The sequence below is a fragment of the Desulfurobacteriaceae bacterium genome (assembly GCA_039832905.1).
In the GTDB taxonomy this organism is placed as follows: Bacteria; Aquificota; Aquificia; order Desulfurobacteriales; family Desulfurobacteriaceae; genus Desulfurobacterium.
Map to the genome: position 1 here is coordinate 1 of JBDOLX010000094.1, position 12,350 is coordinate 12,350.

14 protein-coding genes and 2 tRNA genes are annotated in these 12,350 nt (G+C 36.4%); 7 read left to right on the forward strand and 9 right to left on the reverse strand.

The window, feature by feature from the left end; genetic code table 11:
- The 3 genes from ABGX27_07025 to ABGX27_07035 form a co-directional block, all read left to right on the forward strand.
- Nucleotides 1-213 (forward strand): hypothetical protein (locus ABGX27_07025; protein ID MEO2069247.1); only part of this gene is annotated, 213 nt, incomplete at its 5' end.
- The gene (locus ABGX27_07030; GenBank protein MEO2069248.1) at nucleotides 210-488 is read left to right on the forward strand and encodes a plasmid stabilization protein; all 279 of its coding nucleotides are present in this window, start codon (nucleotides 210-212) and stop codon (nucleotides 486-488) included. The genes ABGX27_07025 and ABGX27_07030, both read left to right, overlap by 4 nt.
- A 10-nt stretch (nucleotides 489-498) precedes the next feature.
- Nucleotides 499-705, forward strand: a complete 207-nt coding sequence (locus tag ABGX27_07035; protein MEO2069249.1) for a hypothetical protein — start codon at nucleotides 499-501, stop codon at nucleotides 703-705.
- A 76-nt stretch (nucleotides 706-781) separates the two neighbouring features.
- Here the strand turns inward: ABGX27_07035 and ABGX27_07040 are convergent, their stop codons facing one another.
- The 8 genes from ABGX27_07040 to ABGX27_07075 all read right to left on the reverse strand — a co-directional run bounded on the left by ABGX27_07040 (nucleotide 782) and on the right by ABGX27_07075 (nucleotide 8,771).
- Complete coding sequence (locus ABGX27_07040) at nucleotides 782-1,072, reverse strand: DUF4282 domain-containing protein (protein ID MEO2069250.1); 291 nt, start codon at nucleotides 1,070-1,072, stop codon at nucleotides 782-784.
- A 55-nt stretch (nucleotides 1,073-1,127) separates the two neighbouring features.
- Nucleotides 1,128-2,978 carry a 1-deoxy-D-xylulose-5-phosphate synthase gene (gene dxs, locus ABGX27_07045; protein ID MEO2069251.1) on the reverse strand — a complete coding sequence of 617 codons (1,851 nt, stop codon included), beginning with the start codon at nucleotides 2,976-2,978 and terminating at the stop codon, nucleotides 1,128-1,130.
- Nucleotides 2,979-2,994: 16 nt separating this feature from the next.
- Nucleotides 2,995-3,879 carry a polyprenyl synthetase family protein gene (locus ABGX27_07050; protein ID MEO2069252.1) on the reverse strand — a complete coding sequence of 295 codons (885 nt, stop codon included), beginning with the start codon at nucleotides 3,877-3,879 and terminating at the stop codon, nucleotides 2,995-2,997.
- A complete protein-coding gene (gene plsY, locus ABGX27_07055) occupies nucleotides 3,879-4,457 on the reverse strand; it encodes a glycerol-3-phosphate 1-O-acyltransferase PlsY (GenBank protein ID MEO2069253.1) in 579 nt (192 codons plus the stop codon). The genes ABGX27_07050 and plsY overlap by 1 nt, the downstream gene beginning before the upstream one ends.
- Nucleotides 4,450-4,977: a CDP-diacylglycerol--glycerol-3-phosphate 3-phosphatidyltransferase gene (gene pgsA, locus ABGX27_07060; GenBank protein ID MEO2069254.1), complete on the reverse strand. Its 528-nt coding sequence runs from the start codon at nucleotides 4,975-4,977 to the stop codon at nucleotides 4,450-4,452. The genes plsY and pgsA overlap by 8 nt, the downstream gene beginning before the upstream one ends.
- The gene (gene dnaN / locus ABGX27_07065) at nucleotides 4,977-6,077 is read right to left on the reverse strand and encodes a DNA polymerase III subunit beta (protein MEO2069255.1); all 1,101 of its coding nucleotides are present in this window, start codon (nucleotides 6,075-6,077) and stop codon (nucleotides 4,977-4,979) included. The genes pgsA and dnaN overlap by 1 nt, the downstream gene beginning before the upstream one ends.
- Nucleotides 6,078-6,352: 275 nt before the next feature.
- A complete protein-coding gene (gene dnaA / locus ABGX27_07070) occupies nucleotides 6,353-7,705 on the reverse strand; it encodes a chromosomal replication initiator protein DnaA (protein ID MEO2069256.1) in 1,353 nt (450 codons plus the stop codon).
- 1 nt (nucleotide 7,706) lies between these two features.
- Nucleotides 7,707-8,771, reverse strand: a complete 1,065-nt coding sequence (locus ABGX27_07075; GenBank protein MEO2069257.1) for a glycosyltransferase family 4 protein — start codon at nucleotides 8,769-8,771, stop codon at nucleotides 7,707-7,709.
- 76 nt (nucleotides 8,772-8,847) lie between these two features.
- Between ABGX27_07075 and ABGX27_07080 the strand changes: the two genes are divergently transcribed.
- Together ABGX27_07080 and ABGX27_07085 are read left to right on the forward strand one after the other, a co-directional pair.
- A complete protein-coding gene (locus ABGX27_07080) occupies nucleotides 8,848-10,551 on the forward strand; it encodes a proline--tRNA ligase (GenBank protein MEO2069258.1) in 1,704 nt (567 codons plus the stop codon).
- Nucleotides 10,544-11,362, forward strand: a complete 819-nt coding sequence (locus ABGX27_07085) for a PD-(D/E)XK nuclease family protein (GenBank protein ID MEO2069259.1) — start codon at nucleotides 10,544-10,546, stop codon at nucleotides 11,360-11,362. The genes ABGX27_07080 and ABGX27_07085 overlap by 8 nt, the downstream gene beginning before the upstream one ends.
- A gap of 1 nt (nucleotide 11,363) precedes the next feature.
- Here ABGX27_07085 and ABGX27_07090 read toward each other — a convergent pair whose 3' ends face one another.
- Nucleotides 11,364-11,840, reverse strand: a complete 477-nt coding sequence (locus tag ABGX27_07090; GenBank protein ID MEO2069260.1) for a DUF2062 domain-containing protein — start codon at nucleotides 11,838-11,840, stop codon at nucleotides 11,364-11,366.
- Nucleotides 11,841-11,944: 104 nt separating this feature from the next.
- Between ABGX27_07090 and ABGX27_07095 the strand changes: the two genes are divergently transcribed.
- Both ABGX27_07095 and ABGX27_07100 read left to right on the forward strand, forming a co-directional pair.
- Nucleotides 11,945-12,020: transfer RNA gene (locus tag ABGX27_07095), tRNA-Val, on the forward strand.
- 5 nt (nucleotides 12,021-12,025) lie between these two features.
- A tRNA-Asp gene (locus ABGX27_07100) sits at nucleotides 12,026-12,103 on the forward strand.
- Nucleotides 12,104-12,350: the final 247 nt, after the last annotated feature.

Below are 12,350 nucleotides of genomic sequence, written 5' to 3' on the forward strand. Positions count from 1 at the left end.
AATGAAAGTGATGAGGAATATATAAAAGAATATGCCTTAAAGAAAGGGATAAAAATAGCCAATATGATTGCACATGAGAAATTTCCATTACCAAGCGATAAAAAAAGATTGTGGAATGAAACTTTGGCTATAGAAGAAGCTGAAAAGGATTTGAAAGAAGGAAGATATATCGTCGAATCGGCAGAAGAACACTTTGAGAGGCTTGGAATTTGAGTAAGTACAAACTGATTTTCACAGAAAGCTACTTAAAGAAGGAGAAAAAATTCATTAAACGGCACCCTGAATTAGTAGAAAGATATAAGAAAGTATTAAAATTACTCGAAATAAACCCTTCTCATCCATCTTTAAGACTCCATAAGCTAAAAGGAAAACTTTCAGATAAATATTCAGTTTCTATCACCATGAGTTATAGAATAATTTTGACATTTGCAATAACTGAAAAGGGAATTGTCCTAATTGACATAGGAAGCCATGACATTTACGGATAAGGAGAAAACAATGCAAAACTTATCAAACTTGTCAACAGTTCTTTGGATATTGCTTGCAATTTTCCTTCTTTACTTAGTGGCAAAAGTTCTACTTCCAATTCTTATAACTATCTTAGGATTTTTCATTCTTTTAGTTCTAGTCATTCCAATAGTAATCTTTATCTTGATTGGTTTCTTTGCAGGAAAACTATCAACAAAAAGATTTGAAAGAAAATAAAATCCTTGCCCTCCTAAAATTGAAACTAGGAGGGCAACCATTCAGTTTGAATCACAAAATATATCCTCAAAGTAAATTACTTATCTCTCAATTTTTTAAATGCTTCAAGTTCCTCTACAATTTTTGAAGTGTTTTCTGCTATCTTCACTATAGAAACTATACTTTCAACCCAAACTCTAATTCCCACAATAGATAAAGGTAAACCAATAACCAATAAAATTAATCTCTCTATAAAAGAACCATCACCAGTAAACAGGTATCCTAACCATCCTAAAACTGCTACAATGTAAAGAATGCCTAAAACAGCCCCCAAAATGTAAGGAGTAATAAAAGTTTCAAACCTGAAGTCAAGAAGCTTCTTTAACATCCCCAACCCTCCTTTTAAGAATTTAATTTTTATCTTAATTTGAATTATACTAAAACTAAATATGATTACAAATAAACCTCTTTATCCCCTCTTTATCTATACCTACAAGATGTCTCAAAAAGTCCTGTTTTCCGTGTTCTATGAACTTATCAGGAAGTCCTAAGTTAAAAACTATTCCAGAATACCAAGAGGATAGAAATTCGTTTACTGCAGAACCGAAACCACCGCTTACCATGTTCTCTTCAACAGTAAGTATAACTTCATGTTTTACAGCAAGTTCTTTTAAAAGATCTTCATCAAGGGGTTTTATAAATCTTGCATTAACTACTGTTATTGAAATCCCCTTCTCTTTCTCAAGTTCCAAAGCAGCATTTAAAGCTTGATAGACTGTCCAGCCGGTAGCAAGAATAAGTAAATCTTTTCCTTCCTTAAAAACCTCCCAAGAACCTATAGGAATTTCGCTTAAAGGTTCAGTAGTATCAACTCCATATCCTCTTCCCCGTGGATAGCGAATGGCAAAAGGTTTAGAAGATTTCATTGCTGTATAAAGAAGATGTCTCAACTCATTTTCATCCTTTGGGGCTGAAACTATAACGTTTGGCACCATTCTTAGATAAGAAAGATCAAACACTCCGTGGTGAGTTGCCCCATCTTCTCCAACAAGTCCTGCCCTATCAATTGCAAAAATTACCGGAAGTTCCTGTAAAGCTACATCGTGGATTATCTGGTCAAATGCCCTTTGTAAAAAGGTTGAATATATTGCAACAACAGGCTTTAATCCCTTTTTTGCTAATCCTCCGGCAAAAGTAACGGCATGCTGTTCTGCTATTCCAACGTCAAAGTATCTATCAGGGAAAACCTCCTTAAACTTATCAAGACCAGTTCCAGTAGGCATAGCTGCTGTTATTGCAACAACATCTTTATCTTCCTTAGCTATTTCGATTAAAGTTTTTGAAAAAATCTCTGTGTAAGTTGGTATCGACTTTTCAGCTTCCTTTTTGTCTTTTTTTTGAGGAGAAACTCCGTGAAACTTTTCAGGCTTACTTTCTGCTGGTTCAAATCCTTTTCCCTTTTTAGTAATAACGTGAACAAGGGTCGGACCTTTCATTTTGGAAACGTTTGTTAAGGTGGTAATAAGCGTATCAAGGTCGTGTCCATCGATAGGTCCAATGTATCTAAAACCAAGTTCCTCAAAAAGCATTCCTGGTGGAAAAAGCCCCTTTACAACTAAGTCTTCAACTCTTTTTAGTTTTTTATAGAAACCTTCCCCAAATACCTTTTTACCTAAGTTTTCAAGACGTTCTTTTATTTTTCTAAAGTTTTCTCCTGTTGTTATTTTTGTCAGGTAGCTTGATATTGCCCCTATGTTTTTGGAAATTGACATTTCATTGTCGTTAAGGATTACAATTAGGTCTTCTTTTAAATGTCCTGCGTTGTTTAAACCTTCATACGCTTCCCCAGCAGTTAAAGCACCATCTCCAATTACTGCTATAACGTGCCCTTTTTCTTTCTTAAAATTCTTACCTATCTTTAAGCCAAGCGCTGCAGAAATAGAGGTGCTACTGTGTCCAGTTCCAAAAGCGTCATACTCACTTTCCTTTATTGACGGAAAACCGGAAATTCCACCGTACTGCCTCAAAGTGGGAAATTTATCTTTTCTACCAGTTAATATTTTGTAAGGATACGATTGGTGTCCAACGTCCCAGACAATCTCATCTTTTGGAGGAGAAAAGACTTTTAAAAGTGCTATTGTTAACTCAACAACCCCTAAAGAAGAAGCTAAATGTCCTCCAGTTTCTTTTACAACTTTTACGATAAACTCTCTTATTTCTTTAGAAAGTAGTTTTAGTTCCTCTATGGAAAGCTTTTTTAAATCCTCTGGTGTATTTACCTTATCAAGAACCACTCTTTACCCCACATATTTAGTACTCTCTCTCAACAATAAATTCAGCAATCTTAACTAAAGGTTCTACTTTTTCTCTTGGAAAAATCTCTAAGGAAGCAATCGCTTTTTCTACTTCTTCTCTTGCCTTCTTTTTTGCACCATCTACACCAAAGAAAGTTACAAACGTAGTTTTTCCTTTTTCAATATCTGATCCTACGTTCTTTCCAAGTTTCTCTTGGTCTCCAACAACGTCAAGGACATCATCTATTATTTGAAAAGCAAGTCCTATACTATTTCCATAGGTTCTTAAAGCTTCTATTTCCTCTTCCTTTCCACCTCCTGTAATAGCACCTGCTACAACTGAAGCTGTAATAAGCCTTCCCGTTTTATTCTTGTGCATAAAGAGAAGTTCTTCTAAAGATACGTCGTTCCTATTTTCCGCATCTAAATCGCACTGCTGGCCTAAAACCATTCCAAGCATTCCTGAAGCTTCAGAAATTTCCTGAATTACTTTAACTTTCCTCTCACAATCAAAATCCCAGTTTGCTAAAACCTCAAACGCCCTATTTAAAAGGGCATCTCCAGCTAAAACTGCTGTCGCTTCTCCAAATTTCACCCAAGTTGTCGGATGTCCACGCCTTAAAGTGTCGTTGTCCATAGCCGGTAAATCATCGTGAACCAGAGAATAAGTATGAATCATCTCTATTGCACAAGCAGGAACTATCGCATCTTCAAAATTCCCACCAACCGCTTCACAACCGGCAAGGCAGAGAATAGGTCTTAATCTCTTTCCCCCAACAGTCAGAGAGTAAGAAACTGCTTCATAAAGCTTTTTTCCAAACTCTGGAAAAGAAGGAAGGTATTTCAGAAGTTCGTTATCTATAAGTTCTTTCCTCTCCTTTAAGTATGCTTTCAACTCCATCACTTAAACCTCTTCTCCTCTCCTTTTAAAAGACGAACGATGTTTGAATAGTGTTTCACAACAATAACAGAAGCTGCTAGCAATACTAAGAGTAACGAAAGCTTAGAAGGATTCTCTACAAATCTAAATATTGTAGGGTAGGAAAGTGCTGCTGTTATAGAACTTAAAGAAACATACCTTGTAAGGAAAAACACGAAAAAGAAAACTGCCGCCGCAAATAGTGTTGCCTTTGGGGAAACAACAAGAAAAACTCCCAAAGCAGTAGCTACTCCCTTTCCTCCATTAAACTTTAAAAATGGAGAAAAACAGTGACCTAAAATTGCAAAAAGTCCAACCATTAGTTGATACTCAAGAGGATAACCTAAAGCTTTAGTAATTAGAGTAGGCAGTGCACCTTTTAAAGCATCTAAAAGAAGAACAAAGGCACCCCACTTTTTTCCTAAGACCCTCGAAACATTTGTAGCACCGATATTTCCGCTTCCGTGTTTCCTTACATCAACACCTTTTAGCTTTCCTATAACGTATCCAAAAGGAACTGATCCTAAAAGAAAAGCTACTACGAAAAGTAAACTAGCCATTTTCTTCTCCTAAGACTTTAAGAAAGTTAACAAAGTATAAAACGCCAGTGTATATTGCAACAATAGCAGAAATGATAAGCAGAATCTCTCCTAAGAACTTTTCTCCTGCAAGAAGCAAAGTAATGGAAACCATAATTAAGAAGGTCTTTATCTTTCCTCCATAAGATGCAGGTATCACTAAGCCTCTTGTTGCGGCTATTGCCCTCATTCCAGTAACAGCTTCTTCTCTACCAACTATCAAGATAACGGAAAAGGGGTCGCACATCTTAACGTAAGCTAAGGAAATAAGGGTTGAAGATGTAAGAAGCTTATCTGCAATAGGGTCAAGTAGAATACCAAGGTTTGTAATACAACCGTTCTTTCTCGCAATATATCCATCAAGAAAGTCAGTAATTGCACTAATGATGAAAAATAAAAGGGCTAGTGAAAGTTTCTTCTTCACAATGAAAATCACGATAAAAGGAAGAAAAGCTATCCTAAGAATGGTCAAAAAGTTAGGAATAGTCTTTACTCTTCCCATTACACCTTCATAGGCATAATCACATTTTTTAATTGCGGTTCTTCGTCTCCCACAACAAGAACCGGTGAAGTTGGACTATCCATGTAAATCTTTATAAGACTTTCGTCAAAAGAAGACACAGACTCTAGAAGGTGATTAATGTTAAAGCCTATTTCAAATTCATCCTGGCTGTAATCAGCTGGCAAGATTACTTCTGCCTCCTCATCTACTTCTCCATCAAGCTTTTTAGCTGTAAGCTTCATGTTTCCACTTGTAAGGTTGACTATTACTGCCCTAACTTCCTCTTTGTCGTAAATCGCAGAGATTTCCTTTAAAGCACTGAGTAGTTCTTCTTTATCAACTTCCACACACAAAGGATTGCTTCCTGGAATAACGGCTAAGTAGTCTGGATATTCACCTTCTATTAGGGAACTCCACATGAGAGTATTGCCTACTTTGAAGTAGATCTTGTTTTCTAAAAGCGCTAAGAGGACCTCATCCCCATCTTTTAAGATTTTTCTAACTTCCGAAATAGCTTTCCTTGGAATAAGTGCTTGGAACTCTGGGGCATTCACCTTTATTTCGTAGAGAGCAAGTCTATGTCCATCGGTAGCAACTGCATGAAGTTTGTCTCCAAAGGACTTTAAGAAAACTCCCGTTAAGATGTAGCGTGCTTCGTCTTTACTTGCCGCATAAGCGGTTTTCTTTATCGCTTTTTCAAACTCATCCGTAGGTATAGCGATGTCAAAATTCTCTGGAACGGTAATTTCTGGAAACTCCTCAGCTTCTAGGGTAGCTAAAGAGAACTTTGACTTTGCAGTTTTAACTAAGAGTTTATTTTCGTTTAAGGAAATTTCCATTTCCATATCGCTAAGATTAGAAATAAGCTTTGTGAACTTTTGGGCGTTTACGGTGGTTTTTCCTGCCTCAACAACTTCGCAGTCTTCAACAATGACTGATGCTCCAATTTCAAGGTTTGTGGCAGTTAGCTTTAGACTATTCCCTTCAGCTTCAAGCAAGAAGTTAGAGAGGATCGGGATTGTTCCTTTTTTGTCGGCAGCGGAAAAAATTTTTTTCGCGGCTTCTTTAATATTATTACTACTATTAATCCTTATTATCATTCTTTAACCTCCTACATAATAATTCTTAATTATAAGTAGTAATAATAGTTAATAATAGTATAGGCTGTGGAATTGTGGATAACTTTGAAAAGTTGTTGACTTTCAACGTTTTCCTGCTTGTGGAAATTGTGGATAACTCTTGTGGATAATGTTGTGGATAACTTTTGGATTGTGGATAACTCAAAATTCTTTCGTAATTATCCACAGGTTTTAAATTATCCACATCGTTATCCACAGGGTTTTCCACAGAAGTTATCCACAATCCTGTGGATAACTTACTCAAGCAATTGTAAATCATCCTCTAACCTCTTCTCTAGTTCCTCTATTATAAGGCTTAATTCCCTATCTTCATAACGGAGTTTTTCTACTTTTTCAACAGCGTGCATTACTGTTGTATGATCTTTTCTATTAAAAGCATATGCGATTTTTGGATAGGAAAAGTTTCCAAGTTTTCTAAGTAAATACATTGCAACCTGTCTTGCAAGAGCTACCTGTTTTTTCCTACTGCTTCCCTCTATTTCCTTAATGGAAACTCCAAAAGATTGGCATACTGCTTCCTTTATTCTGTCTATCGCTACTGGAGGTCTTGATGGGTTAGGAATTTTGACGTATTTTCCATCTGGAAACATTTCTTTTACAAGCTTTTCATCTATTGGCTTTCCTTCAAGGTCAGACTTTGCTTTAAGCTTAACAAGAACCCCCTCAAGCTGTCTGATGTTTGATTTTATGATAGTGGCAAGGAGTTTTAAAACGTTATCGTCAACATCAATTCCTTCTTCCTCAGCTTTTCTCTTTAAAATTGCTATTCTCGTTTCAAAATCTGGAGGTTGTATGTCTGCTATTAGTCCCCACTCAAAGCGGCTTCTTAGTCTATCTGTCAATGTAGGAATGTCCTTAGGAGGTCTATCACTTGTAAGAACTATCTGTTTACCTGCCTCATATAAGGAGTTAAAAGTGTGGAAAAATTCAATCTGGGTTCTGTCCTTGCCACCTATGAACTGAATATCGTCCATCAAAAGAACATCAACTGTTCTGTATTTCTCTCTAAATTCAGACATCTTGTCGTTTCTTAAAGCCTCTATAAGTTCGTTCATGAAACTTTCTGTTGTAATGTAGACTACTGTTTTTGAAGGGGAACGACTCTTTATGAAGTTTCCTATTGCTTGCATAAGGTGTGTTTTTCCAAGGCCTACTCCACCGTAGATAAAAAGCGGATTGTAAGCTTTTCCAGGGTTTTCTGCTACTGCTACAGCTGCAGCGTGGGCAAACTGGTTGCTTGCACCAACCACAAAACTTTCAAAAGTGTATTTCGGATTAAGATTGGACTCTATTTTTTCTTTCTTGGACTCCTTGAAAAGATTTAGTTCTAGTTGCAAAGGTTTATGGACTTCTTCCGGTAGTAGTATTTTTACTTCAATTTCCTTTCCAATGTGTTTTGATATGATCTTCTTTATCAAGGGGAGGTAGTTTTTCTCTAAGTACTCTTTTACTATTCTATCACTTACCTTTATTTTAGCTACTTCTGAATCTATATAAACAAGCTTTAAATCTTTAAACATTGTTTTAAAAAGCTGAGGCTTTACTTCCTTTTTTATATCAGAAAGGCATTTGTCCCAAAAGATATCCACCTTAAACTACCTCTCCATAGAGCTTTACGTATTTTTCTACCATTTTATCCACGGTAAATTTCTCTTTAACCATCCTATAAGCGTTTTTCGTGCAAGTTTCTCGTAAAGCTTTGTCTTCTATCATTTTAATGATTCCATCTGCCAGCTTTTCTGGATTTCTTTTAGGGACTAAGATACCGGTTTCTTTGTTTAAAACGATCTCTTTTGTTGCGCCGGCGTCCGTTGATACCACAGGTACTTTTAGAAGCATTGCAATCAGAATGGAACTTCCGAGTCCTTCGTAATCTGAAGGAAGAACAAAAACGTCAAAAGCTTTCACAAAATTTACAACTTCTCTTTTAAAACCTAAAAGGTAAAATTTTCCAGAAAGTCCTTTTTTTTCTATAAGATTTTGAAGTTCTTTTCTCTTTTTACCTTCTCCTAGTACTAAAAACTTTGCATTTGGATACTTCTCCAAAACGAAGCTGGCACTTTCTATGAAAGTGGGGATGTTTTTCTGATCCGTTAGAGCAGCAACAGAACCAATTATTGGGGTTCCATTAAGCTCTCTTCTTATTTCCTTCACCTTTTCAAAGTTTAAAGACTTTTCAACTTTCGGATCAACTGAGGAGTAAATAACCTCTATTTTATTTTCTTCAAGCTTTAGATTTTCCTTTAAAATATTTTTTACGCACTCAGAGATAGCAACAATTTTGTCTGTTAATTTGTACTTTAGCTTTGTTAATGAATTATTCTTGGGAACGAAATCAACCCTTCGGGTATATACAACCTTTCTTTTGTGAAACTTTTTAGAAAAGGCTACTATTGTGTGAGTTTTTGCAGAATGTGCGTGAATTATGTCAAATTCTCTTCCAATGATAGATATTCTTGTTATATCTTCTAATTGATTTCCAGAAAGGGGAATTGTCTCTATGCCTTCTTCTTTACACCTTCTTTCAAGTTCTTCATTGACTTTACAGGCAACGACAGATTTTATTCCAAACTTCGAGAGTCCTTTAGCTAAGTAGAATAGCTGTTGTTCTCCTCCTCTCCATCCTTTTTCTGTGTTAACGTGTAGAATTTTCATAGCAAGAAACCTACATAAAGTTAATTTAGGGCAAGCAAAGATTACAGATACTCTGTGGATAAGTCAAGGAGGTACTATGAGACTTTCAAAAGCATTTATACCAACTTTAAAAGAATCTCCAAAGGACGCGGAGGTTCCAAGTCATAAACTTTTGGTTCGTGCTGGTTTTATAAGAAAGAAAGCGTCTGGACTTTACGATATTCTACCGCTTGGAGTTAAGGTTCTTCTAAAGATTGAAAAAATTATTAGAGAAGAAATGAACAAAGCGGGTGCTCAGGAAGTTATTCTACCAATAATGCATCCAGCGGAACTTTGGATAGAAAGTGGTAGATGGGATGTTTACGGTAAGGAGATGATAAAGTTCAAAGACAGACACGAAAGGGATTACGCCCTTGGTCCAACTGCTGAAGAAGCGATAACGGATCTTGTTAGGAAGGAAGTTAAATCTTACAAAGATCTTCCTCTTAACCTTTATCAGATTGGAAGAAAGTTCAGAGATGAAATTCGTCCCCGTTTTGGCCTTATGAGAGCAAGAGAGTTCATAATGAAAGATGCATACTCTTTCCACACGAGCGATGAAGATGCAGAAAGAGAATACTGGAATATGTATGAAACTTACTCAAGGATATTTAAAAGAATGGGACTTAAGTTTAAAGCCGTTGAAGCTGATACAGGAGAAATTGGAGGAAAGTTTTCCCACGAGTTTATGGTGTTAGCAGATACTGGAGAAGGAAAGCTTGTTTACTGTGAAAAGTGTGGTTATGCTGCAAGTACCGAGAAGGCAGAGCAAAGAAAGCCCGATACTCCAAAAGGTAGAGAGAAAGAGTTTAAAAGCATTGAGAAAGTTCATACCCCAAATGTTAAAAGGATAGAAGAAGTTTCTTCCTTTTTAAACACACCTCAGGAAAATATACTAAAACTTCTTTTGTACATTGTTGATGGTAAAGCAGTTGCTTTAGCTTTAAGAGGAGATAGAGAAGTAAACGAACTTAAACTTAAAAAACTTTTTGGTGGGAAAGAAATAAGACTTGCAACCGATGAAGAAATAGAAAATTACACAGGACAGCCTAAAGGTTTCCTTTCTCCAATTGGTTTAAATATTCCTGTTTTTGCTGACTATTCTGTTATTCCAATGGTTAACTTTGTAGCAGGTGCTGGAGAAAAGGATTACCACCTTAAGAATGTAAATTGGGGAAGAGACTTTGAAGTTAAGGAGTTTGTGGATATTTCAGAGGCTAAAGGGAACGATCCTTGTCCAAAGTGTGGGGAACCTTTAGTGGAAAAAAGAGGAATAGAAGTTGGACACATCTTTAAACTTGGAACAAAGTACAGTGAAGCTATGAATGCAACTTTTGTTGATGAAAATGGAAAAGAGAAACCTATGGTTATGGGATGTTACGGAATAGGCGTTACAAGGGTAATGGCTGCCGCTGTTGAGCAGAATCACGATGAGGATGGAATAATCTGGCCATTTGAAATTGCACCTTTTGAAATTGTGGTTATTCCTACAAACGTTAAGAAGGAAGAAATTATTAACCTTGCGGAAAACATCTATAAAGACCTTCAGGTAAAAGGTTTTGACGTAGCGATTGATGACAGAAACGCCCGTCCAGGATTTAAGTTTAAAGATGCTGACCTTATAGGTATTCCTTTTCAGGTAATTGTTGGCAAAAAAGCTGCTGATGGAATAGTTGAAATTAAAGTAAGAAAGACAGGCGGAAGGTTTGAAGTAAAAGCTGTTGATGTTGAAGCAAAGATAAGGGAGCTTTTGAATGGATAAAGTTCTCTTTGATGCAAGACCAAGGATAGAGCTTTCCCATCTTCGTCCTTGGTCTTTTTCTAAAGTTCAAAAAGCGAAAAGATGCCAATACGAGTTTTACTGGAACTATGTTGAAAAGAAGGAACCAGTAGAAAAAGCCGATTTTCTTGTTCTTGGTAGTGGCGTTCACTTTGTTTTAGAAAACGCTTTAAAAGTGGCATTTAAAAGAGAAAGACCCTTAAACAAGGATTTACTCTTTTACTTTGCGGAAAACTTTAAGAAAGAAGAACCTTTGGCAGATTTAAGAAAAATTACAGAGTTTTTCCCGAATATCTTACGTTTTGTAAATGGTCAGCTAAAAAGGGCTGTGGATAGTGAGATTTTCGCTTCAGAACTTGAGCTTGCAATAGATAAGGATTTTAATATCCTGAAAGATTTTGAGTCAAAAAATGCTTTTTTAAGGGGAAAGCTTGACTTTGTATTTTCCAAAGGAGATACCCTTTACATAGTGGATCACAAAACAAATAGAAATAGAGAATTTAACAACAAGCTGAAGACCCAGCTTAGGTGGTATGCTCTTCTTGCAAGCAGTAAATACCCTCAATTTAAAAGGTTCGCCCTTGAGGTTCACAACGTAAGATACGGAACGGTAAATAGATTTATTTTTACTGAGAAGGACTTAAAAGCCTTTAAGATAAAACTTGTTCCACTTATAGAGAATATTGAGGAAGAATTTTTAGGAAAAACCTTTGAGGAACTTACGCCATCACCTTGTGAATTAAACTGTCGTTGGTGTGACTTTAGGCATATATGTGAAGTAGCAAGTTTTTAACCTATTCAGTCAATTTTTTTGCATAACTTTTGATTGCAGAGACTTCTTTTTCTAAGAATTTCTTTATGCCGAAGTAGGAGAGAATTGAAAAAATAAGTCCTAGAACTACTCCACCGATAAACATTGGGGCAATGATTTCCTTTCCACAGGAAACAATACTATGAAAGGAGGTTAGATCAATATCTGGAAAGCAGGGTTTCTTTCCTAAAATGTAGCAACCGAGGTAGTAGTCTATTATCAAAACAGGAATTGTAGTCCATGGGTTTGTTACGTGAGTTCCAATAGCTGCTGCAAGTTTGTTTACTCTTGTTAAAGTTGCAAGTATTACTGCAATAAGGACTTGAAATCCGTTTATAGGGAGAAAGCCAATAAAAACTCCAAGTGCCAAACCTTTTGCTGTTTCTTCTGGCGAACCTTTCAGTTCCTGAAGTTTTTTTATGTAAAAATTTAAAGAAAAGGCTTTTCTTAACCATTTCATAGCAAATCTAATAATACAATAATCCAATAGAACAATGCAAGAGTTTCCAACTTACCCCCTTGACACCGAAATATTACTTTCCTATATTATCCCTACAACAAGTTGGGCGGATAGCTCAGCTGGGAGAGCGCCAGCCTTACAAGCTGGAGGTCACAGGTTCGATCCCTGTTCCGCCCACCATTCTTGGGGACGTAGTTCAGCTCGGTTAGAACGCCGGCCTGTCACGCCGGAGGTCGCGGGTTCGAGTCCCGTCGTCCCCGCCATTTTCTTATTCTAAAGAAATTTTTCAGCCTTAAACTTATCAACCCTATCTACTCATCTTTAAGCTTTCTTGCTAAATTTTTCTAAAGACTTCCTCTGCAGATCTTCTTTTTAAAGCTCCTATATCCTATAAGATTCTTATAATAAGTGGACTGGAAGCATTAATTTCTGCTATTAAAATTAGCAGCATAGAAAATAAAATGAATTACAGCCAAAACGAAGAAAATTTTTTCACTTTGTTCTTCCTTT

Coding starts and splice junctions, on each gene's coding strand:
- ABGX27_07035 (MEO2069249.1), top strand. CDS start 499: ATGCAAAACTTATCAAACTTGTCAACAGTTCTTTGGATATTGCTTGCA.
- ABGX27_07040 (MEO2069250.1), bottom strand. CDS start 1,072: ATGTTAAAGAAGCTTCTTGACTTCAGGTTTGAAACTTTTATTACTCCT.
- ABGX27_07050 (MEO2069252.1), bottom strand. CDS start 3,879: ATGGAGTTGAAAGCATACTTAAAGGAGAGGAAAGAACTTATAGATAAC.
- plsY (MEO2069253.1), bottom strand. CDS start 4,457: ATGGCTAGTTTACTTTTCGTAGTAGCTTTTCTTTTAGGATCAGTTCCT.
- pgsA (MEO2069254.1), bottom strand. CDS start 4,977: ATGGGAAGAGTAAAGACTATTCCTAACTTTTTGACCATTCTTAGGATA.
- dnaN (MEO2069255.1), bottom strand. CDS start 6,077: ATGATAATAAGGATTAATAGTAGTAATAATATTAAAGAAGCCGCGAAA.
- ABGX27_07075 (MEO2069257.1), bottom strand. CDS start 8,771: ATGAAAATTCTACACGTTAACACAGAAAAAGGATGGAGAGGAGGAGAA.
- ABGX27_07080 (MEO2069258.1), top strand. CDS start 8,848: ATGAGACTTTCAAAAGCATTTATACCAACTTTAAAAGAATCTCCAAAG.
- ABGX27_07085 (MEO2069259.1), top strand. CDS start 10,544: ATGGATAAAGTTCTCTTTGATGCAAGACCAAGGATAGAGCTTTCCCAT.
- ABGX27_07090 (MEO2069260.1), bottom strand. CDS start 11,840: ATGAAATGGTTAAGAAAAGCCTTTTCTTTAAATTTTTACATAAAAAAA.